Annotated in this window: 20 protein-coding genes; 11 read left to right on the top strand and 9 right to left on the bottom strand. The window is 71.8% G+C overall.

The genetic code is table 11. The features are described 5' to 3' along the window. Positions 1-11: 11 nt before the first annotated feature. Positions 12-377 carry a hypothetical protein gene (locus tag ACWEFJ_RS21845; RefSeq protein ID WP_449714840.1) on the bottom strand — a complete coding sequence of 122 codons (366 nt, stop codon included), beginning with the start codon at positions 375-377 and terminating at the stop codon, positions 12-14. 524 nt (positions 378-901) lie between these two features. On the opposite strand from ACWEFJ_RS21845, the gene ACWEFJ_RS21840 reads away from it, so the two are divergent. Next, on the top strand, positions 902-1,426 hold the full coding sequence (locus ACWEFJ_RS21840) for a hypothetical protein (protein WP_449714839.1): 525 nt from the start codon (positions 902-904) through the stop codon (positions 1,424-1,426). Positions 1,427-1,499: 73 nt separating this feature from the next. Here the strand turns inward: ACWEFJ_RS21840 and ACWEFJ_RS21835 are convergent, their stop codons facing one another. The 4 genes from ACWEFJ_RS21835 to ACWEFJ_RS21820 all read right to left on the bottom strand — a co-directional run bounded on the left by ACWEFJ_RS21835 (position 1,500) and on the right by ACWEFJ_RS21820 (position 5,372). Then, positions 1,500-3,788 (bottom strand): heavy metal translocating P-type ATPase, encoded by a 2,289-nt coding sequence (locus tag ACWEFJ_RS21835; RefSeq protein WP_449714838.1) that lies wholly within the window; start codon positions 3,786-3,788, stop codon positions 1,500-1,502. Beyond that, positions 3,781-4,716 (bottom strand): hypothetical protein, encoded by a 936-nt coding sequence (locus tag ACWEFJ_RS21830; RefSeq protein ID WP_378091342.1) that lies wholly within the window; start codon positions 4,714-4,716, stop codon positions 3,781-3,783. The genes ACWEFJ_RS21835 and ACWEFJ_RS21830 overlap by 8 nt, the downstream gene beginning before the upstream one ends. A gap of 139 nt (positions 4,717-4,855) precedes the next feature. Further along, positions 4,856-5,062, bottom strand: coding sequence for a heavy-metal-associated domain-containing protein (locus tag ACWEFJ_RS21825; RefSeq protein WP_378091344.1), 207 nt, complete (start codon positions 5,060-5,062; stop codon positions 4,856-4,858). 28 nt (positions 5,063-5,090) lie between these two features. Beyond that, complete coding sequence (locus ACWEFJ_RS21820; protein WP_378091346.1) at positions 5,091-5,372, bottom strand: metal-sensitive transcriptional regulator; 282 nt, start codon at positions 5,370-5,372, stop codon at positions 5,091-5,093. A 630-nt stretch (positions 5,373-6,002) separates the two neighbouring features. Here ACWEFJ_RS21820 and ACWEFJ_RS21815 point away from each other — a divergent pair. The 4 genes from ACWEFJ_RS21815 (at position 6,003) to ACWEFJ_RS21800 (ending at position 9,257) form a co-directional block, all read left to right on the top strand. Beyond that, entirely contained in the window at positions 6,003-6,680 is a 678-nt protein-coding gene (locus ACWEFJ_RS21815; RefSeq protein WP_378091348.1) for a response regulator, read from the top strand. Further along, the gene (locus ACWEFJ_RS21810; protein ID WP_378091350.1) at positions 6,680-8,041 is read left to right on the top strand and encodes a HAMP domain-containing sensor histidine kinase; all 1,362 of its coding nucleotides are present in this window, start codon (positions 6,680-6,682) and stop codon (positions 8,039-8,041) included. Before ACWEFJ_RS21815 ends, ACWEFJ_RS21810 begins: the two co-directional genes overlap by 1 nt. A gap of 16 nt (positions 8,042-8,057) precedes the next feature. After that, the gene (locus tag ACWEFJ_RS21805; protein WP_378091352.1) at positions 8,058-8,264 is read left to right on the top strand and encodes a hypothetical protein; all 207 of its coding nucleotides are present in this window, start codon (positions 8,058-8,060) and stop codon (positions 8,262-8,264) included. A 189-nt stretch (positions 8,265-8,453) separates the two neighbouring features. Then, positions 8,454-9,257, top strand: a complete 804-nt coding sequence (locus ACWEFJ_RS21800) for an alpha/beta hydrolase (protein ID WP_449714837.1) — start codon at positions 8,454-8,456, stop codon at positions 9,255-9,257. A 4-nt stretch (positions 9,258-9,261) separates the two neighbouring features. On the opposite strand, the gene ACWEFJ_RS21795 is transcribed toward ACWEFJ_RS21800, so the two are convergent. Further along, positions 9,262-9,477, bottom strand: a complete 216-nt coding sequence (locus ACWEFJ_RS21795; RefSeq protein ID WP_449714836.1) for a hypothetical protein — start codon at positions 9,475-9,477, stop codon at positions 9,262-9,264. Positions 9,478-10,096: 619 nt separating this feature from the next. On the opposite strand from ACWEFJ_RS21795, the gene ACWEFJ_RS21790 reads away from it, so the two are divergent. Further along, complete coding sequence (locus ACWEFJ_RS21790) at positions 10,097-10,426, top strand: MerR family transcriptional regulator (protein ID WP_449714835.1); 330 nt, start codon at positions 10,097-10,099, stop codon at positions 10,424-10,426. Between the two features lie 299 nt (positions 10,427-10,725). Here ACWEFJ_RS21790 and ACWEFJ_RS21785 read toward each other — a convergent pair whose 3' ends face one another. Beyond that, complete coding sequence (locus tag ACWEFJ_RS21785; RefSeq protein ID WP_449714834.1) at positions 10,726-12,846, bottom strand: amylo-alpha-1,6-glucosidase; 2,121 nt, start codon at positions 12,844-12,846, stop codon at positions 10,726-10,728. After that, positions 12,843-14,063 (bottom strand): glycosyltransferase family 4 protein, encoded by a 1,221-nt coding sequence (locus ACWEFJ_RS21780; protein ID WP_449714833.1) that lies wholly within the window; start codon positions 14,061-14,063, stop codon positions 12,843-12,845. The genes ACWEFJ_RS21785 and ACWEFJ_RS21780 overlap by 4 nt, the downstream gene beginning before the upstream one ends. A 130-nt stretch (positions 14,064-14,193) precedes the next feature. Here ACWEFJ_RS21780 and ACWEFJ_RS21775 point away from each other — a divergent pair, with 130 nt between their 5' ends. Then, on the top strand, positions 14,194-15,240 hold the full coding sequence (locus ACWEFJ_RS21775; protein WP_449714832.1) for a cellulose-binding protein: 1,047 nt from the start codon (positions 14,194-14,196) through the stop codon (positions 15,238-15,240). A 90-nt stretch (positions 15,241-15,330) separates the two neighbouring features. On the opposite strand, the gene ACWEFJ_RS21770 is transcribed toward ACWEFJ_RS21775, so the two are convergent. After that, positions 15,331-15,897 carry a Rho termination factor N-terminal domain-containing protein gene (locus ACWEFJ_RS21770; RefSeq protein ID WP_378089750.1) on the bottom strand — a complete coding sequence of 189 codons (567 nt, stop codon included), beginning with the start codon at positions 15,895-15,897 and terminating at the stop codon, positions 15,331-15,333. Positions 15,898-16,005: 108 nt separating this feature from the next. On the opposite strand from ACWEFJ_RS21770, the gene ACWEFJ_RS21765 reads away from it, so the two are divergent. From ACWEFJ_RS21765 to ACWEFJ_RS21750, 4 genes are read left to right on the top strand one after another with little or no spacing between them, the layout of a single operon-like run. Next, positions 16,006-16,620: a hypothetical protein gene (locus tag ACWEFJ_RS21765; protein WP_449714831.1), complete on the top strand. Its 615-nt coding sequence runs from the start codon at positions 16,006-16,008 to the stop codon at positions 16,618-16,620. A 48-nt stretch (positions 16,621-16,668) separates the two neighbouring features. Beyond that, entirely contained in the window at positions 16,669-17,892 is a 1,224-nt protein-coding gene (locus ACWEFJ_RS21760; protein WP_449714830.1) for a tyrosine-type recombinase/integrase, read from the top strand. Continuing rightward, positions 17,889-20,480 carry a tyrosine-type recombinase/integrase gene (locus ACWEFJ_RS21755; RefSeq protein ID WP_449714829.1) on the top strand — a complete coding sequence of 864 codons (2,592 nt, stop codon included), beginning with the start codon at positions 17,889-17,891 and terminating at the stop codon, positions 20,478-20,480. The genes ACWEFJ_RS21760 and ACWEFJ_RS21755 overlap by 4 nt, the downstream gene beginning before the upstream one ends. Further along, on the top strand, positions 20,477-21,076 hold the full coding sequence (locus ACWEFJ_RS21750) for a hypothetical protein (RefSeq protein ID WP_449714828.1): 600 nt from the start codon (positions 20,477-20,479) through the stop codon (positions 21,074-21,076). The genes ACWEFJ_RS21755 and ACWEFJ_RS21750 overlap by 4 nt, the downstream gene beginning before the upstream one ends. Positions 21,077-21,092: the final 16 nt, after the last annotated feature.

Genomic DNA, 21,092 nt, shown 5'->3' with positions numbered 1-21,092 from the left:
GGGCGGCCCGGTCAGGCGGTCGGCAACCGGACCCGCATGGTGGACGGGCCCCGGCGGGCCCAGCGGTGGCAGGGCACGAGGCGCAGCGGCGCGGTCCGGCGGTCGGCGAGCGCCCCGGCGCAGCACACCAGCGGCCCGCGCTCGACGGCCACGCAGCCGCGCGTGGCGTCGATCCTCGGGTCGGCGGCGGTGAAGCGGGGCCGCGCGGGCAACTCCAGCCGGACCTCCTCGCCGACCGCGAACGCCCGGCACACGACGATGTCGCCGCCCGGCACCTGACGGCGGCCTCGGGTGACGACCACGTTGTGGAGGATTCGCTCGATCACCTCGTCGTACCGGCCGTCGCCGGTGGCCGGCAGCAGCCGCCAGGCCGGCATGCCGCTCCCCCGTGACGCGCGCCTGCTCCACCGAAGCCGCCTCGAACCCGGGGTGGCCGCACACGGCGGACGTGCCGTCCGGGCCGGACGTCTCGCACACGTGGTCCGCGACCCGGCGGGCCACGGTGACCAGGTGACGCGCACCTCGTCCCGGCCGAGCAGCCTCCCGCGTGACGGCACGAGCGGGCGTCCCCCGACAGCCGTGGTGCCCGGCGACGTCACCGTCATCTGCGTGCCTCCCCGCGGTCGGTGTGCCCAGTCAGCACTCTGGCAGCCGAAAACCTTTTCGGCAATCGTCCTTGTGGACGCCCGAAGCCGTGCGCCACCATGGCTAACCCGGTGTTGACGAGCTACTACAGTCGATTCGACGTTCGACAAACGTTTCGAAAGGCTTTCAATGGACAGGCGGCGACCCGATGCGGTGCCCCTCGGCCGGCCGGGGTGTCGATCTCCACGGCGTCCAAGGCCGTCAACGTTCGGGACCAGGTCGCGCCCGCCACGCGGGAACGCGTGCTGCGGCGGAGTTGTCGTTCCAGCCCAACGCCCTGGCCCGCGGCCTGATCTCGGGGCGCACCCGCACCGTCGGGCTGCTCACCGACGAACTGGGCGGCCGGTTCGCGATCCCGATCCTGCCGGGCGTGGAGAACGCGTTGGCCGACGAGCGGATGTCGGTGCTGCTGTGCGACGCGCGCGGTGACGCGATCCGCCGCCGGCACTACATCGGCACGCTGCCGGCCCGGCAGGTCGACGGGTTCATCGTCCTGGGCGACGACAACGACGTGCGGCCGTCGCCGACCCGCGACATCCCGGTGCCGGTCGTCTACGTCCACTGCGAGTCCAGCGACCCGGCCGACCTGTCCGTGATCGCCGACGACGAGGGCGGCGCGCGGCTCGCGGTCGAGCACCTGGTGTCGTTGCGGCGCAAGCACATCGGCCACATCACCGGGCCGCGGACCTACCGCGCCGCACCGCGTGCCGGCCGAGTCCAACGCCCACCGCGCGAGAGTCCAACGTTCACCGCGCGAGAGTCCAACGTTCACGAGCCGTGAGTTCAACGCCGAGCGTTGAATTCGGGTGCCGTGAGCGTTGGACTCTCGTGACGCGAACGTTGGACTCTCGTGGTCAGGAGAGGGTGGCGGGGACCTTGTCGCGAGTGGACCCGGCGGCGTCGGTCGGGTGAGTCGTGGTCGCGGTGCCGCGGAAACCGCGCAGCCGCAGGCTGTTCGACACCACGAAGACCGACGAGAACGCCATCGCCGCGCCCGCGATCATCGGGTTGAGCAGCCCGGCCGCCGCCAGCGGCAGCGCGGCCACGTTGTAGGCGAACGCCCAGAACAGGTTGCCCTTGATGGTCGCCAACGTGCGCCGCGACAACCGGATCGCGTCCGCCGCCGCACGCAGGTCGCCCCGCACCAGCGTCAGGTCGCTCGCCTCGATCGCCGCGTCGGTCCCGGTGCCCATGGCGAGCCCCAGGTCCGCCTTGGCCAGGGCCGCGGCGTCGTTCACGCCGTCGCCCACCATCGCGACGACCTTGCCCTCGCCCTGGAGGCGGGCGACGACGTCCACCTTGTCGCGCGGCAGCACCTCGGCGATCACCTCGGTGATCCCGACCTCCGCCGCGACCGCGCGGGCCGCCGCCTCGTTGTCACCGGTCAGCAGCACCGGCGTCAACCCCAGGCCGCGCAACTGCCGAACGGCCTCCGCCGACGTCGGCTTCACGGTGTCCGCGACGACCAGGACCGCCCGCGCCTCGCCGTCCCAGGCGACCAGGACCGCCGTGCGGCCCTGCTCCTCGGCCGCGCGCTTGGCCTCGGCCAGCGGGCCGTCCAGGTGCACGCCCCACTCGGCCAGCAGCCGCTCCCGCCCGACGACGACCGCGTGCCCGTCGACCACGCCCTGCACGCCGAGCCCTTCCAGGTTGCGGAAGTCCTCCACGTCGGGCAGGTCGCCGACCCGCTCCGCCGCGCCGGCCGCGACCGCCTTGGCGATCGGGTGCTCCGACGCGTGCTCCAGCGCCCCGGCCAGCCGCAACGCCTCGTCCTCGGTGACGCCGGCCGCGACGTGCGCGGACACCAGGCCCATCCGCCCCGTGGTCACGGTGCCGGTCTTGTCCAGCACCACGGTGTCCACCCGGCGGGTCGACTCCAGCACCTCCGGCCCCTTGATCAGGATGCCGAGCTGCGCGCCGCGCCCGGTGCCGACCAGCAACGCCGTCGGCGTGGCCAGCCCCAACGCGCACGGGCACGCGATGATCAGCACCGCGACCGCCGCCGTGAACGCCGCCGACACCCCGCCGCCCGCGCCGAGCCAGAACGCCAGCGTGCCCACGGCCAGCGCGATCACGATCGGCACGAACACCGCCGAGATCCGGTCCGCCAGCCGCTGCGCCTCCGCCTTGCCGCTCTGCGCGTCCTCGACCAGCTTGGCCATCTGCGCGAGCTGCGTGTCCGCCCCGACCCGGGTCGCCCGCACGACCAGCCGGCCGCCCGCGTTGACCGTCGCGCCGACCACCGCGTCCCCGGGGCCGACCTCGACCGGCACGGACTCGCCGGTCAGCATGCTCGCGTCGACCGCCGAGCTGCCCTCGGCCACCACGCCGTCGGTGGCGATCTTCTCGCCCGGCCGCACCACGAACCGGTCGCCGACCGCCAGCTCGCCCACCGGGACGCGGACCTCGCGGCCGTTCCGCAGCACGGCGACGTCCTTCGCGCCCAGCTCCAGCAGCGCCCGCAGCGCCGCGCCGGCCCGCCGCTTGGACCTCGCCTCGAAGTAGCGGCCCGCCAGGATGAACGTCGTCACCCCGGCCGCGACCTCCAGGTAGATCGCGCCCGCGCCGTCGGTGCGGGAGATGGTCAGCTCGAACGGGTGCGTCATGCCCGGCACGCCCGCCGTGCCGAACAGCAGCGCGTACAACGACCACGCGAACGCCGCGATCGTGCCCATCGAGATCAACGTGTCCATGGTGGCCGCGCCGTGCCGCAGGTTCGTCCACGCGGCCCGGTGGAACGGCCACGCGCCCCACACCAGCACCGGCGCGGCCAGCGCCAGCGAGATCCACTGCCAGTAGGTGAACTGGAGCGCCGGGACCATCGCGAGCAGCACCACCGGCACGGACAGCGCCGCCGAGACGACGAGCCGCTGCCGCAGCGCCGCGGTCGGGTCCACTTCGGACTCGGGCTCCGGGTCCGCCGTCTCGACCGCGGGCAGCGCGGCCTGGTAGCCGGCGGCCTCCACGGTCTCCACCAGGGTCCGGGGATCCACGTCCGCCGGGAACGTGACGCGCGCCTTCTCGGTCGCGTAGTTCACCGTCGCGGTCACGCCGTCGAGCTTGTTCAGCTTGCGCTCGATGCGCGCCGCGCACGAGGCGCACGTCATGCCCGTGATCGCCAGTTCGACCTGCGCGTCAGCCATGACCGTGCCCTTCCTCGTCGTCGTGGTCCGCCGCGGTGGCGACGGTGAACTCGGCCGTGCGCACGACCCCGTCGTGCCGGAAGTCCAGGAACAGCCGGTAGCCGCCCGCCGACGGCACCTCGGCGACGAACGCGATCTCCGGTCCGGCGGGCGTCCGCCCGTCGCCTGGAGCGCCCTCGGGGTGCACGTGGAGGTAGGCCAGGTCGCCCTGGCGCAACGCCACCAGGTGACCGTACGCCGACAGGTGCGGCTCCAGGTCCGTCACCGGCGCGCCGTCCTTGCTCACCGTCAACCGCACCGGCGAGCTGCGACCGGGCACCAGGTCACCGTCCAGTCGCACGCGGTAGCCGTCGACTTCGGCTTCCCGCGACAACGGGTGCGTGCGCGGTTCGTACGCGCCGGCCGCCTCGACGTCGACACCGAGCGTGGTCGCCTCGCCACCGGTCGGCGTGAAGTCGGCGAACACCCGGTAGGAGCCCGCTCCGGCGACGTCGAGCGACGTCGTCCACGTGCCGTCCGGCGCCATCTCCGGGTGGACGTGCCGGTAGCCGGACGTGTCGCGGCGGACCGCGATCAGGTGCATGCGCCGGTCGTGCTCGACGTCGAAGGCGGTGACCGCCGCGCCGTCGGGCCCCAGGACGCGGAAGGAGAAGGAGTTGGTCCCCGCGGTCAGCGTCGTGTCGGTGGGCGCGAGGGTGTAACCGCCCCTGGACGACGCCAGCCCCGCGGGCTGGTCCTGCGCGTTCCCCGCGACGGCGCCGCTGTGGTCGTCCCCGTGCCCGGCGTCCTCGGCGCCGGGCGCGCCGTCGTGACCGCTCGCGGCGGTCGGGACGGCGAAGGGACCGACAGCGCCACCGGCGGCCCAGGCGCCACCGGCGACCAGGGCCACCACCGCACCGTAGGCGGAGAGCTTCGCTGCTGTGTTCATCAGGTCCTCGAGACTGGTGGAGCCCGCCTCGCGGCGGGCTCCGGTTCGGCCGCTGTGCCGTTGGTGCTCGTGCGACGCCACCGGGTACCGCCGGTGGTGCCGCGGTCGTGCCGTGCCGTGTCGTTCCCCGGCGGCCGGTTCAGCCGGCGAGCGCGTAACCCGCCTCTTCGACGGCCGCGCGCACGTCCGCCTCGGCGACCGGGGTGTCGCTGGTCACCTTGACCGCGCCGGTCGGCAGGTCGACGTCCACACCGGTCACGCCGTCGATCTTGGTGACCTCCTCGGTCACGGACGCCACGCAGTGCCCGCAGGTCATGCCGGTGACGGTGAAAGTGGACTCGGCCATCGTGGTGCTCCTCGTTCGTCGGTCGGTTTCAGGACCGCACCAGGCGGGCGATCGCGTCGCTCGCCTCGCGGACCTTGGCGTCGGCGCCCTCGCCGCCCTCCGCGAGCGCGTCGGCGACGCAGTGGCGGAGGTGGCCGTCGAGCAGGCCCAGGGAGACCGCCTGCAGGGCCTTCGTGGCCGCCGCGATCTGGGTCAGGACGTCGATGCAGTACTCGTCGTCCGCCACCATCCGCTGCAACCCGCGGACCTGGCCCTCGACCCGGCGCAGGCGCTTGAGGACGTCGTCCTTGTCCGAGGTGTACCCCCGCATGTCCCACTCCCTTCGGCCGCTCGCCGCGTCCCGGCGTGGCGCCGTCACCGGTATTCATACCCCCAGGGGGTACCCGAGTCAACCGGGGGGCCGGGCCGGGTGACGGCGATCACGTGCCGACGGGACGGTGGCCGCACCCTACCCCCGTACTGTATCGGAGCCGGGGCGCGGCGACGCCGCCGGAAGGTCGTCCGGACAGGACGGAACGGTGCCGTTTCGCCTGGTGGCGGACCGCGGTCGGTCAGTCGGCGCAGCGGAAGCAGGAATGGGGCCCGACGGGCCGGGCCAAACCCCGCCACCCGGCGGCGACCGCGTCGGCCCACAGCGGTCTCCACGTCGCGTCGGTCCGGTCGTGCGCACGTCCGCAGTGGTCGCAGATGAGGACGAGCTGGGACACGTCGTGGTCACCGGGGATGGCCGTCACAGCGCGGGTACCGACTTTCCTCGTCGGGGCGGGGCGCCGCCGGCCGCGGGAGGCCGGTGGGTCGTGCACCCGGCGATTGTGGTGGCGACCCGCGCCGGGGCGGCCCGGAACCACCGCGCCGAACCTTGCGATCATCTTGCGAAACCTGCGCGGGGGGTGGCGGTCGGGCAGTCTGGGTGCCACCCCGACACGAGGATCCCGAACCGATGGACTTGTCCGTACTGCTGGTCGAGGACGACGAGCACATCCGCCAGGCGCTGGGACTGGCCCTGGACGACGAGGGCTTCGCGGTCAGCGGCGTGATGTCGGGCGAGGAAGCGCTCGACCTGCTGGAGACCGCCACGTTCGACGTGGTGCTGCTGGACCTCATGCTCCCCGGCGTGGACGGCCTGGAGGTGTGCCGCACCCTCCGGGCGCGCGGCGACCTGCCGATCATCATCGTGACCGCGCGGGCGGACGACGCGGACGTGATCGAGGGCCTGGAGGCGGGCGCGGACGACTACGTGACCAAGCCGCTGGTGGCGAGCGTGCTCGCGGCCCGGATCCGGGCGTTGCTGCGGCGGCGCGGCGGGGCCCGGCAGACCGAGGTGATCCGCATCGGCGAGCTGGAGATCCGGCCGGACGTGGGCACGGTGCAGCGCGGCGGGCGCGAGGTCCACCTGACGCGCACCGAGTTCCGGCTGCTGGTGGAGCTGGCGTCCGCGCAGGGCCGGATCGTGACCCGGGAGCAGCTCCTGCAGCGCGTGTGGGGTTACGACTACTTCGGCGACACGCGGCTGCTCGACGTGCACATCCGCAGGCTGCGCCGCAAGGTCGAGGCGAACCCCGACGAGCCGACGCTGGTGGTGACCGTGCGCGGGGCGGGCTACCGGATGGACCCGTGATGCCGCGGTTCTCGCTGCGCTGGCGGGTCGCGCTGGTCATGGGGCTGGGCTCGGTGCTGCTGACCAGCGCGGTCGCCGCGGCGATCTGGAACCTCACCTCCGGGTACATGCTGCGCCAGCGGGAGCAGAGCGCGGTGCGGCAGGCCGAGGTCAACGTCCGGCTGGTCGACGCGGCGCTCGGGGCCGGCTCGGACGGGCTGACCGGGCTGCTGACCGGCCTGACCACCGGCCCGGACTCCACCGTGCTGCTGTTCCACGGCGGCCAGGTGCTCACCAGCGGGCGGCAGGTGGACGCGCGGGTGCTGCCCCGGCGGCTGGTCGACCTGGGCCGCGCGGGCACGCCCGCCGCGCAGCGGCTCGTCGCGGACGGCATCCCGGTGCTGGCCGTGACGCTGCCGATCGGCTCGACCGACGGCGCGTACGTCGAGCTGGCGCCGCTGGCGCAGCTGGACCGCACGTTCCGGTTCCTCAGCGCCCTGCTGGTGGCGGTCACCGTGGCCAGCGGCCTGCTCGGGGTCGCGTTGGGCTCGTGGGCGAGCCGGCGGGCGCTGCGCCCGTTGACCGCGCTGACCAAGGCCGCGTCCCGGATCGCGGGCGGCGACCTGGGCGCGCGGCTGCCCACCCAGACCGACCCCGACCTGACGTCGTTGGCGAGGACGTTCAACGCGACCGCGGACGCGTTGGAGCAGCGGGTGCGGCGCGACGCGCGGTTCGCGGGCGACGTGAGCCACGAGCTGCGCTCGCCGTTGACCACCATGGTCAACGCCGCCGAGGTGCTGCGCCGGCGGCGCGCCGAGGTGCCCGGGACCGCCGGGCAGGCGCTGGACCTGCTGACGTCCGAAGTGGACCGGTTCGCGCGGATGGTGGTGGACCTGCTGGAGATCTCCCGCACCGACCAGCAGGTCGACGACCCCACGCTGGAGACGATCGACCTGGTCGCGTTGGTGCGCAACGTGGTGGCGGCCCGACCGGGCGGCCCCGTGCCGCTGGAGACCGGCTCCCCGCCGCCGCAGGTGCTGGGCGACCGGCGGCGGCTGGACCGGGTCGTCGACAACCTGCTCGACAACGCCGAGCGGCACGCGGGCGGGGTGGTCCGCATCGGGGTGTTCTCGCAGGGCGGCAAGGCGCGGATCGAGGTGGACGACGCCGGCCCGGGGGTGCCGCCGGAGCTGCGGGAGCGCGTCTTCGACCGCTTCGCGCGCGGCGCGCGGGCCGGGCGGCGGGGCGCGGACACCGGCAGCGGGCTGGGGTTGGCGCTGGTCGCGCAGCACGTGCAGCGGCACGGGGGCGCGGTGTGGGTGGAGGACCGGCCGGGCGGCGGCGCGCGGTTCGTGGTCGAGGTGCCGGAGGGCGCGCGATGAAGCCGGAGGGTGCGCGATGAAGGTCGTGGCGGTGTTGCTGGCGGTGTCGCTCCTGGTGAGCGCGTGCGGCGTGACGACCCAGGACGAACCGCAGCCGTTGGTCACGTCCACCGCCAACCCGGTGCCGACGCCGACGCTCACCCAACGGCCGGACCCGACCACGTCCTCGTCCGCCGACACGCCCTCGACCACCACCGGGCCGACGCCGACCACCTCGCCCTGACCCCTGCGCCGGGCCGCCGGGGGCCGATCGCCCGCCCGCGCCCGCAACGCCGAACGGGCGACCTCGCCACGGCGCACCTGACCGACCGCCCGCCCACGCCCGCAACGCCGAACGGGCGACCTCGCCACGGCACACCTGACCGACCGCCCGGAGCGTCGCGGCAGCGGCACGGGCGCGCATGATGGTCGGGTGCGCAGGCGCGTGTTGTCGGGGCTCGCGGTGGTCGCCATCATCGTGGTCGTGGTGTTCGGCGGCGCGTTCGCGTTCCAGCGCAAGCTGGTGTTCCTGCCCTCCGGCGGTCCGCTGCCGGCCGCGTCGGAGGTGCTCGACGGCGGCCGGGACGTCACGGTGACCACCGGCGACGGGCTGCGGCTGGCCGCCTGGCACTTCCCGGTCGACCGGTCGCGCGCCACCGTGCTCGTCGCGCCCGGCAACGCCGGGAACCGCCTGCTCCGCGCCCCGCTCGCCCGCGCCCTCACCGCCCGCGGCCTGTCCGTCCTGCTGCTGGACTACCGCGGCTACGGCGGCAACCCCGGCGACCCGACGGAGGCCGGCCTGGCGCTGGACGTGCGCGCGGCCCGCGAGTTCCTGGTCCGGGACGCGGGCGTGCCGCCCGACCGGCTGCTGTACCTCGGGGAGAGCCTCGGCTCGGCGGTCGTCGCGGAGCTGGCCGCCGAGCACCCGCCGGCGGGCCTCGTGCTCCGCTCGCCGTTCACGGACCTCGCGGCCGTGGGCGCGCGGCACTACCCGTTCCTGCCCGTCCGGTGGCTGCTGCTGGACGAGTTCGCCACCGAGCGGCACGTGGCGCGGGTGGACGCGCCGGTCACCGTCGTCTACGGCACCGCCGACTCGATCGTCCCGCCCGAGCAGAGCCGCGCGGTGGCGCGGGCGGCGGGCGGGCGGGCCGTCGAGGTGCCCGGGGCCGACCACAACGACCGCGTGCTGCTCGACGGCCCCGCCCTCCTCGACGCGGTCACCGACCTCTCCGGCTGAACGGCTACCAGACGTCGTCCGACGTCGGCCCGTCGTCGGGCAGCGGCACGACCCGGTGCTGGTCGGCCACGTCCGCCGGGTCCGCCTCGGGCACCTCCGGCTCCGGCTCGGGCCGCGCCCGGCCCACCGCGGCCTCCTCGTCGACGACCCCGGCGTCGGTCTCCGGCTCGGCGGGGCGCAACTGGTCCGGGACGTCGTTCCAGGGCTTCTCCAGGCTCATCAGCGTGATCCTCCACAACGGCGCGGGCAGGACGACGCCCGCTGCGACAAGCGTCGCAGCGGGCGGACGGGTACGACGTTCAGGAGTGGATTCACACACCATCGGGGGCTCAAACCCGTGGTGCTCGCCCGATCGCGCCACGAGGCGCGGGCCGGGGTCGATCGTCACCCGGAAACCGGTGGGGGCGAGCCACCTCGCCGAACGGGTCGAACCCCCGTCGCGGGTCACCTCCCTGTCGAGTCCGAACTGCCACACCGACCACGCGGCACGGCGGAGGAGACCGCTCGCGGGGGTGCACCCGGTGCGGCGGCGGGGCCGGGCGGCCGGTGTCGCGGCCGGCGAGCCGGTCGGGGACGCCGCGCTCCCGCGGCGGCCGCCGCGCCGCCGGCCGGGGACGGTCCGCGACGCCGAAGTTGGCGGCCACGATCGCGTCGAACTCGGCCTCGACCCAGCCCTGGTCCGCCAGGACCAGGTCGGCGAAGCCGACCGCGCCGAGCACACCGTTCACGTCGATCACTCCCGGGCCACGTTCACCAGGTCATTGACCGATATATCTTTCTTATAGCCGCCACTGTAAGTTGTGTCAAGCAGTCACTACCAGAGAACGGAGTCGCCCGTCGTGGCCCTGCACGAACTCGACGACGTGGACTTCCCGGCTTACTCGATCGGCCAGGCGGCCGACCTGCTCGGCGTGCGGCAGGCGTTCCTGCGCAGCCTGGACACCGCCGAGCTGGTCCGCCCGCACCGCTCCTCGGCCGGGCACCGCCGCTACAGCCGCCGGCAGCTCGAACTCGCGCACCGGGCGCGGGCGCTGTTCGACCAGGGCCACTCCCTGGCCGCGACCACGCGCATCCTGGAGCTGGAGGACGCGCTGGCCGCCGCACGCGCCGAGGTGGACCGGCTCAGGAGCCGGCTGGACGCGTGCGGCAAACCCGCCGCGCCGGCGTGACGCCGCCCGATCGCACGGCCACGTGTCGGGCGGCCCGCTCGCCGAACCGGACACCCCGCTCGCCGGGCTGAGCGGACACGCCCCGCCGGACGAGCCACCCTCGCCGGACCAGGCGGACACGCCCCGCCGAACCAGCCGCCCTCGCCGGACCAGGCGGACACGCCAGACGAGGTGGACACGCCTCGCCGGACGGACCGCCCCCGCCGGACGAGCCGCCCTCCCCGAACGGACCGGACGCCGTGCCCCTCGCGCCGAGCGGCACGGCGTCCGCGCACCACCCCGAGGACCGGGGCCGGGCGTCAGGTGGTCCAGTCGGCGGACAGGCCGGACACCGCGACCTTCTCCCCCGTCGCGCTGATGTGCGCGGTCTCGTCGCCGAGCCGCAGGTCGGTCAACGTCAGCTCGCCCCACCGCGAGGGCAGGTGCGGCCGGGTGGTCAACGTCCGCCGGGGCACGTGCGGCTCCAGCCCGAGGCACGCCCGGACCAGCAGCAGCGGCGACGCGCTGGCCCACGCCTGCGGCGAGCACGACGTCGGGTAGGGCACGGGCGGGCTGAAGTCGTCGCGCGCGAAGCCGCAGTACAGCTCAGGGAGGCGTCCGCCGAACGAGGCGGCGGCGTCCAGCAGGCCGTCCGCCAGCCGGTGCGCGAGGTCCACCGCGCCCGGCAGGTGGGCGTAGCGGAGCAGCCCGGCCACCGCGATGGCGGTGTCGTGCGGCCACACGGACCCGTTGTGGTAGCTCATCGGGTTGTACGCGCCCATCGAGGACGCGAGCGTGCGCAGGCCGTACCCGGTGTCCATGTCGGGCTCGGCCAGCCGCCGGATCAGCACGGCCGCGTGCTCGTCGGTGGCGATCCCGGTCCACAGGCAGTGGGCGGTGTTGCTGGTCAGCGCGTCCACCCGCTCCTTGCGCCCGTCGAGCGCGACGGCGTACCAGCCGCGGTCGGGCAGCCAGAACGCCTCGGCGAACCGCTGCCGCAGCTCCTCGGCGCGGGCGCGCAGGCGGGCGGCGGTCGCCTCGTCGCCGAAGCCCTCGGCCAGCTCGGCCCGCGCCAGGAACGCCGCGTACACGTACCCCTGGACCTCGCACAACGCGATCGACGGGAGGGCGGGGCGGCCGGACGCGTCGTTGACGCCGTCGAAGCTGTCCTTCCAGCCCTGGTTGACCAGGCCGCGGTCGGTGGCGCGGCGGTACTCCACGAACCCGTCGCCGTCGCGGTCGCCGTACCGGTCGACCCACGCGAGCGCGGCGTCGGCGGCGGGCAGCAGCGAGCGCACCACGGCCGGGTCCGCGCCCCACCGCCAGCACTCGGCCAGCAGCATCACGAACAGCGGCGTGGCGTCGACCGTGCCGTAGTAGTGGTTGCCGCCCAGCACGGCCGTGCTGTCCGGGCCGAGCCGCAGTTCGTGCAGGACGCGTCCGGGCTCCTCCTCGGTCAGCGGGTCGACCACCTTGCCCTGCGTCTCGGCCAGGGTCTGCAACGTGCCCAGCGCCAGGCCGACGTCCAGCGGCAGCGCCATCCACGCGGTGAGCAGGCTGTCGCGGCCGAACAGGGTCATGAACCACGGCGCGCCGGCGGCGACGAACGGCCTGCCGTCGCGGGCCGGGTCGTGGATCTGGAGCGCGCCGAGGTCGCCCTCCGTGCGGCGCAGCACCCCCGTCAGCACCGGGTCGCTCGCGGTGACCAGCGTGCTGGCCGCGCGCCACGCCCGGATCTTGCGCGCCGGCCCGCTGGCCTCGATCCGCTCGCCCCGGTGGAACTGCGGCTGCACCGGCCGGCCCGCCACGGTGGGCTGCACGACCACCTCCGTGGACCACCGGCCGCCCGCGGGCACGACCACGTGCCAGCTCAGCGCGCCGGGCAGGACCACGGGTTCCGAGGTGGCGGTGAACGACACCCCGCGCGAGCCGTCCTTGCGGTCCCGCAGCACGAGTTCGGGGCCGGTGGCGGTGGCGTCGGAGCCGCCGTGCGCGGTCCGGCCCTCCTTGACCGCGAACAGGTCGGCGAAGTCGGCGTCCACGTGCAGCTCCAGCCGCACGGCGGTGGCCTCGCGGCCGAGGTTGTCGACGGTGATCGTCTCGCGCATGCCGTCGCCGACGAGCCGTTCGCGCACCAGCAGCAGGGTGCTGTCGGCCAGGCCCGGCGCCGGCGGGCGGCGCAGCACGAACCGCGCCGCGAACGCCTCGGGGTGCGACACCGACAGCGGGTGCGGCGCGCGGCCGTCCAGCCGGAGCTGCCACCGCGACAGCACGCGCGCGTCGCGGAAGAACAGCCCGTGCGGTGTGCCCGGCTCGATGTCGCCGGTGCCGGTGGACAGGCAGAACGTGCTGCCCTCGACCAGGGTCGTGGTGCCGCCGACGTCGCCCGCGAACGCCGGTTCGCCCGAGTTGAGCGGGTCCGGTGGCAGCTCGGCGGTCACGCGCGGTCCCCCGAGGCGTGCAGGGCGGGCCCGCCGTCGACGTTGCGCTCGTAGACCCGGTCGAGCGCCGAGTCCAGCGCGGCGTAGTCGCGGCGCAGCGCGGTGAGCGAGCCGTCGGCGGACGCGCCGGCGACGACCTCGCGGTAGGCGGCCTCGTAGCCCTCGCCCAGGGCGTCCACGTCGAAGTGGGCGGCGACGTGCGCCCGGCAGGCCGCCGGGTCCAGTCCGCGCACGTCGTGCAGCGCGGCCACCAGCTCCTCGGGGTCGTCCCGCACCAACCCGGTCACGCCGTCCACCACCACCTCCGGCACCGCTCCGGCGCGCAACGCCACCACCGGCGTGCCGCAGGCCATCGCCTCGATCATCACCATGCCGAAGGGCTCTTCCCAACGGATCGGGAACAGAAGACACCGGGCGGCGGACAGCAGCTTGCGCTTTTCGGTCGCGTCGGCGACGCCGAAGACGTGGTCGTGCTCGGTCAGCCGGGGCCGGACCTCGGCCTCGAAGTACTCCTTCTCGATCGGCTCGGAGCACTTGCCCGCCAGCACGAGCGGGACGCCGGCGGCGTGCGCGGCCTCCAGCGCCAGGTGCGGGGCCTTGTCCGGGTGGAAGCGGCCGAGGAACAGCGCGTAGTCCTCCTTGCGCGCGCGGAACGGCCAGTCGCGCAGGCGCAGCGCGTTGTGCACGGTGCCGACCCAGTTCAGCTCGGGGGCCAGCTCGCGCTGCCGGTCGCTGATCGCGACCAGGCCGACGTCCCGGCCGAGTTCCCGGTAGTAGCGGCGCATGTCGGTGTCGACGGGCCCGTGCACGGTGGCCACGGTCGGCACGCCCAGCGCGGCGTACGCGGGCGCGTTGAGCGGCCCGGCGAGGGTGTGGTCGTGCACGACGTCCAGCCCGCCCGCGGCCACGAGCCGCTCGACCTCCCGGCGGACCGCGGCGGCGTGCACGACTTCGGGGAACGGCTCGCCGAGGCGTTCGGGGACCGTGCGGTCCCACACGGGGACGAAGGCGGCCTTGGTGCCGGGCTCCCCCGCGCCCAGCAGGGTCACCGAGTGGCCGCGGGCCACGAGCGAGTCGGCGAGGTCCGCGACGACGGCCTCCACACCGCCGTACGCCTTGGGCGGGACGTCGAAGTACGGTGGGACCACGAGCGCGACGCGCAACCGGTCGCGGACGGCCTGGCGGGAAAGCGTTGCGGCGGAAGGCAAGCTGCTCAAGTCGACCTCCGATCGGGCAGGGCTGACGACTGTTGGCACTCTTCGCCCCAGAGTGCTAACAAAGATCGTGGGCGGTGCGCAACATCCGCCGCGACGAACATGACTTCGATCACGGGAGGTGCTGCGGGCAATGGCGGTGGACGGGGACCTGGTGCCCTTGCGGTCCGATTTCGACGTGGTGTGGCGGGGTTACGACCGCGCCCAGGTGCGGCGCTACGTGGAGGGCGCCGAGGGCGAGCTGCGCGTGCTGGCGGTCGACCGCGACGCGGCCGAGGCCCGCGCCGACGACCTGGCCCGCCAGCTCGAGACCGCCCGCGCGGAGATCCGCGTGCTGCGCGAGCACATCGACCGGATCAGCCGCACGCCGATCGACCCCGAAGCGCTGACCGCGCGGCTGCGGCGGATGGCCGAGCTGGCGAACGAGGAGGCGGCCGAGATCACCGCGCGGGCGCGGGCCGTCGCCGACAGCCACTGGGCCACGGCGGAACGGGCCGCGACGCGGGTGCGCGAGCGGTCGGAACGGCTCGTCGCCGAGCTGGACGCCCGGCGGCGGGAGGCCGAGGCCGAGCACCGGACGCTCATGCGGGAGGCCGGCGAGCGGCTGCTGGCCGCGACGCGGCAGGCCGAGCAGCGGCGGCGTGAGCTGGACGAGCGGGCGGCGGCGTTGCGCGAGGAGGTCCGGGTCGACTTCGAGCTGGCGATGAACGCGCGGCGGGCCGAGTCGCTGGAGGCGATGGCCGCGGAGGAGGCCGCCGCCCGGGCGCGGGCGGACCGGCTGGTGCGCGAGGCCCAGGAGCACGCGCGGCGGATCGTGGCCGAGGCGCGGCAGCGGGTGGACGAGCTGCGCGACCGGCGCGACCGCATCGCCGCCGGGCTGCGGGGCGCGCGCGAGCTGCTGGCCGAGGCGGACCCGCTGCTGCACGCGCCGCTGGAGGACATCCCGGCGCAGCGCACCGGCCCCGCGGCGGACGGCCCCGCACCGGACGGCGCGGTGGCGGCGCTCGACACCGCGGTGGTGCTCGAAGAGGCGGTGACGCTGGAAGACGCGGTGCGGGAGGGCGCGACGCCACCGGCGGACGCGGTGCTGGGGAACGCGGTGCGGGAGAGCACGGCGGTGCTGACGGGCGCGGTGCTCGACCGGGCGGCGGTGCGGGGAGGCGCGGTGGAGCCCGTGTGACCCCGGCCCGCGCCGACTCCCCGGACACCGGCGGAACGGCGGCCGGCGTCCCCGGGAGGGGCTCGCCGGCCGCGCGCGAGGTCTTCGGGGTCAGGCGTCTTCGCGGTCGGGGTTCTCCAGGCGGAAGAAGTTGCTCGGCGAACCGTCGGAGCGCTTCTCCTGGTAGATGAAGTTCAACCCGCGCCGGTCGAACGTGTCGAACCACTCGTCCCAGCTGACGTGGCGCAGCTTGTCGCCGCCGTAGCCGGGGAAGTCGAACCGCAGCACGCCGAGGTGGTCGCCGTGCCCGGTCCCCGGCACGGTCGCCGGCGAGGCGTCCCGCTCCTCGGCCCACTTGCGGATGACGTCGTGCTTGGTGGTGGCGAGGCTGCGGCCCGCGCGCTCGGGCTCGTCGTCGGTCGAGGTGACCTCCTGGGCGTACTTCAGGCTCTTGGACGACTTCTTGCCGCCCCGGATGCCGCCGCCCGCGTCGTCCTCGCTGCGCGGGCGCGGCGCGCCGCGCCCGCCCATCGCCTCGGCGACGGCGCGCACCAGCTCGTCCTTGTGCATGCCGTGAGCGCCGCCCACACCCAGTTCGGACGCCTTGTGCCGGAGCTCGGCCACGGTCAGGTCGGCCAGGTCACCGGCCTTCTTGCCCTTCACCTGCTGCTTGGCCATATCGTCCTCCTCTCGCCAGGAGGGCTACCCCCGAACGGCTCAACGATTCGTCCGCCGAGCCCATGGCGGGCCGGTTCAAGGGCGGGCCGTTCGGGTTACTCCCCGGTCATGGACCACAGCAAAGCCCCGGTGCTCGAAGCGCTCCAGGCGTTCCACGAACGCGGTTACCTCTCGTTCACCCCTCCCGGGCACCGGCAGGGCCGGGGCGTGGACCCGCGGGTGCTCGACGTGGTCGGCGAGGCGGTGTTCGCCTCCGACGTCATCTCGCTCAACGGCCTGGACGACCGCCGGATGAGCCAGGGCGTGATCCAGCACGCCCAGGAGCTGATGGCCGACGCCGTGCACGCCGAGCACGCGTTCTTCTCCACCTGCGGCAGCTCGCTGTCGGTCAAGAGCGCCATGCTGTCGGTCGCCGGGCCGCACGAGAAGCTGATCGTGCCCCGGCACGCGCACAAGTCCGTCGTCTCGGGGCTGATCCTGAGCGGCGTCGCGCCGGTGTGGGTCTCGCCGCACTGGGACGCCGAGCGGCACCTGGCGCACCCGCCCGGCCCGGACCAGGTGCGCGAGCTGTTCGAGGCCGAGCCGGAGGCCAAGGGGATGCTGCTGGTCACCCCGACCGACTACGGCACGTGCGGCGACATCCGGGCCGTCGCCGCGGTGTGCCACGAGTTCGGCAAGCCGCTGATCGTGGACTTAACCGACCTAGCCACCACGTGTCTGTGACGTTTGTTGATCTACCTCCTCATCGCATAGCGTGCGCCCTAACCGATCTTGATCGCGTTGTCTGGGACGTCCGCAAGCGAGCTGGAGAAGCACATGGGTGGTCGGGTCGTCGTAGGCGACATCCGGGTCCAGGAGGTGGTGCGCGGCGACGGGCGGCGCACCTACACAGTCGTCTTGGCGGACGGCCAGGTCTCCTGGATGCCGGACGGGTTCCTGCGTACCCACGAGGGTGGTACGGCCCGCACCTACGCGTACCTGTTGGTCGATCACCTACGGTGGCTGGAGTTCGAGGGCCTGAGTTCTGAGACGGCCACCATGCGAGACTTGCAGCGCTACATGGGCGCCCTCGGAGCTGAGTTCGCTGGCCCGTACGGACAGTCATGGCGACAGGGCAAGCGCGCTTATGGGCAACGCAGTCTGGAGACCACGGCTGCGTGCCTGAAGAGTTTCTACCTATATCAAGGCTCACAAGGTATCCGCCAGAGTTTGGCGGATGAGTTCACGCGCGAGCGGCTACCTACGAAGGCCGATCGTCGACGGTCGTTTCTTGGACATGCCCGCGGGAAGATGCCCGCCAACCCGCTCACGCCTACCAAGGCAGTTCGGCGACGCCATCCGAAAATGCCACCCGAGGGAGCGCGTCAGGAGCTGGTGAAGAGTCTGCCGACTGCCCGCGACCGGCTAGTTGCCACATGGCTAGCTGACGGCGGATTCCGCATCGGCGAATTGTGCGGGCTACACCTGGTCGACCTCCACCTCCGCGAGAATGCCGCTTGTGGAGAGTGCGTGTCGCCACATGTGCACATCTGTCATCGGGAAACCAACGCCAACCGTGCTCGCGTAAAAACAAAAGCCCCTTGGGCAATCGAGGATGGCACGGTGTTTGGCGGCACGATCCGCAGGGCCAGTCCGGCAATGATCCATACCTACTTCGCCTACATGACGACCGAGTACCCGCAGAGTGTCGAACACGGCATGTTCTTGGTTCAGCTTCATGGCCTCCGCCGCGGCCAGCCTTGGGCTACCTCGGCGGCGCGAGGGATGCTACATCGAGCAGGGGTCCGCCTGGGTCTAGGCAAGCTTCGTCCCCACTCCTTTCGTCATGGATTCGCGACCAACGTACTGGACGCATCGGGTGGCAACGCCGTGATTGCCAGAGAGGCTGGCGGCTGGGCCTCGGCCACTACGGTCGATGAAATCTATGGCCACGTGGATGTCCACGATAGGGCGTTCGCGGCGGCGTTGACTAAGGTGTGGGAGGGCCAGGCTTGATCCCGCTGAAAATTCTCTCCAATGACAGTAGTAGAATCAAGCGCGACCGCCTGGAGCTACTTACCGCACTGATTAACGGTCCGAAAATTGACGTGCTGTACCGGGCGGATGTAATCAACTTTCCGCCACTGCATCCGGTTTACGCTTGGCAATGCATTGTGAAAGACTGCGAAAGGGTGCGTCGAAATCCGCAGGACATCTGCACCGCTCACGAGGAGCAGTGGCGGAGCGCAAAGAAGGCAAACAGGAGCCGCGCGGATTTCCTGCGCACCGCCCAGTCATTGCCCCGTTCATTTGAGGGCATGAGAAGTTGTCGTATCTGCCCCGATCGTCCCGCCCGAGACGTATCTACACAACTCTGTCGCCGGCATTTCCTTCGATGGAAGGCGCAAGCCGTCAAAGGGGTGGACAGGTTCGATGACTGGCTGATTGAGCAGATCCCATTTCCCGGTTATGGCGCCTGCAAGGTCACCGTTTGCGTCGAGTTGGCAGCGTCACCGCTGGGTTTGTGTTACCAGCACCGAGCGTATTACAACGAGCAGGGGCGACCGGGAGGCGGTGTGGTGCCGAAGTCGCCACACCGCGAAGACCCGCCTTCTTCCGTCCATTACGATGACGAGCACGAATTTTGCCGATGGTGCAGGAGCGCGAACCCGATCAGTCGGCCTGGCGTGGTCAACCTGACAGGGCTTCAGCCACTGGTTAGGACTGAAATCCAGTGGGGCCTCTACGCGCATACTCAGGTCAAGAGGCGGTCGCCCTGGGACCTCTACGCCCTTCAAAAGCTGATCAATTACCTTCGTCACCGTCGTGCCGCATCCCTCTTTGATCTCGATGTCGACTACAGCGATGAAACTCAAGGTACGAAACTCGTCGGGAGGAAGCCGCGCGTAATTTGGAAGGAGATCAACGATGGGCTGGTTTGCATCTACTACAGCCGGCAGGACACGAAGGAGGCGGGTTTTATCGAGACTGATCATTTTGGCCGGCGGTTTCCTTATGTCGAGAGCACCTATGATCTGACCGGCGTGACCCAGCGATGGTTGCGGGACATGCTTTGGGATTACATGGCCGCCGCGCTGGAGTCCGTCAAGTGCCCCCGGTCGCGAGGCCCATTTGACAACATGCGTCGTGCCGTCGTCGAGCTGAGTGCATTTCTTGAGGTTGACGCGCCCAAGGGTGGCCATGAGCCAAGTCTGCTAGGCAAGGAGCACGCACAACGATTTGTCGCCGACCAGAGGCATCGAGCGCGACACGATATGCCATCACTAGGTATATTTCGCAAGGATGGCAAGCCGTCCATCGTTACCGATCTGACTCGGCAACTCGTATTGAACAATAGTCGCAAGCTCTTTCATGATGCGCTCATGACCGGCGGAACTGAGCGCATCGGCCTCGGCAGGAGCTTCATCGCTAGCCTGCCCCATGGGGAACCCGCAGTTAGGCGATCGCGCGCTCCATTCACTGACGAGGCTGCCAGGATTTTGACCGATGAAGCCAACTTGCAGAAGTTCAGTGATCAATACGATTCCCGCGATCGAGGTTTGCGCGACGTATGGGAAACGATTGTCCACACCGGACGCAGAAGTAGCGAAGTGCTGAAGCTGCGACTCGACTGCATAGGTCGCTATCGCGGGCCGCCGATGCTATGGCATGACCAGACCAAGGTTGGCAACTACGACGATGCCATTCGCATCCCCGAGCCTCTTTACATGCGACTCGATGAACGCCGCCGCAAGACCCTGATTCGGTTCGAACAGCGTCATGCGCGGATGCCCACAGGCGCCGAAAGGGCGACTATAGCCCTATTTCCCACCAATACTCTTAACCCGAACGAGGACGAATCCATCTCGTATGCCTACTTCAGTGAGAGCTTCAAGAGTTGGGTAACCGAACTCGATCTCGGACACGCTGTTGCTCACCAGGCGCGGCATACACTCGCCACTAACCTGCTACGGGCAGGCGCGAGCTTGACCCACATTCGCCGCTACCTTGGTCAGGTTAGCGACCGTATGGCCGAACATTACGTGAAAGTCACGCATTCCGACTTGGAAGACGTACTGCAAACCGTGTGGGTTGCGGGACCAGGCGCCCCTGCTCCTGGCGAACTGCTATCCGGTGATCGCACACCCCTCACTCGTGAAGAAGCGATGGCCCTGGCTGTAGACGTGTCGCGCCGCAGTACCCCGACCCAAGGTGGGTTTTGCACCTTCCAGTCCGTAGTGGACGGTGCTGCGTGCCCCTGGAAGCTTGACTGCGAGAACTGCGACAAGTTCGTGCTGTCGGGAGCGGACCTGCTTTACTGGCGGCGCAAACAGGAGCAGTGGCGGTCCATCGCCGAACGTGCGCCTGACGACGCCACAGCCGACTACCTACATCAAGTGTTCGAACCCACCGCTCGCGCGATCGAAGGGCTAGAGAAGGCGCTCGCCGGCCTCGGGTTGCTAGAGGAAGCCCTGACCATGGACCTGCGTCGACCCCAAGACTACTTCCACCGCATCTGGAGCACCGGGTTCCACGCCAACGACTTGGCCGGGCTGGCTGCCGGCAGTGGCCAGTCAGAGCCTGCTGCGGAGAAGGCCGAATGAGCACCAGCATGGCCTCCTCACGCCGGACAACGGCCGCCATCCAAGCCCGCCGCTCCAACACCGAGATGATGCTGGAACGAGTACGTGATGCGCTACGGCACATACGGCGCGAGCGCGCCCGTGTGACCATCGCCGCTGTGGCTCGTCGAGCTGAGGTCTCTCGCACGTTTCTCTATCAGAACGTCGAGGCTCGCGCGCTCATCGCGGCGGGCACGGCCGCGGCCAGTGATCAGCGATCGCGCGACGAAGCCGGGCAGGCAGCTCACATCGAAGCGACTTGGCGGCAACGCGCGCTCAACGCCGAGGCCGCGCTCAAGGACGCTCACACAGAGATTTCCTTGCAGCGCAACAACATCGGCCAACTTCTTGGGAAGATCCGCGACCTGGAACACGACCTGCCCGTGGACAGTGTCCAGCGGCTGCTCACGGAGAACAGCACGCTCAAACGGGAAATACGCAAGATCACCCAGGACAGCCAACGCCTGGCCGAGCGGCTGCAAGGCGCCCGCGACAACAACCGCTTCCTAGACAAGCGGGTCGCCGAGTTGGAGGCCGAACTCGCCGACCGGCTGTCGATCGGCAAGCCTCGCCGCTGACTGACCTCCAAACGGG

This window comes from Actinosynnema sp. NPDC004786 (assembly GCF_053601135.1).
Note: the sequence above shows the minus strand (reverse complement) of the source record. Positions and strands in the feature narration are given on the sequence as shown.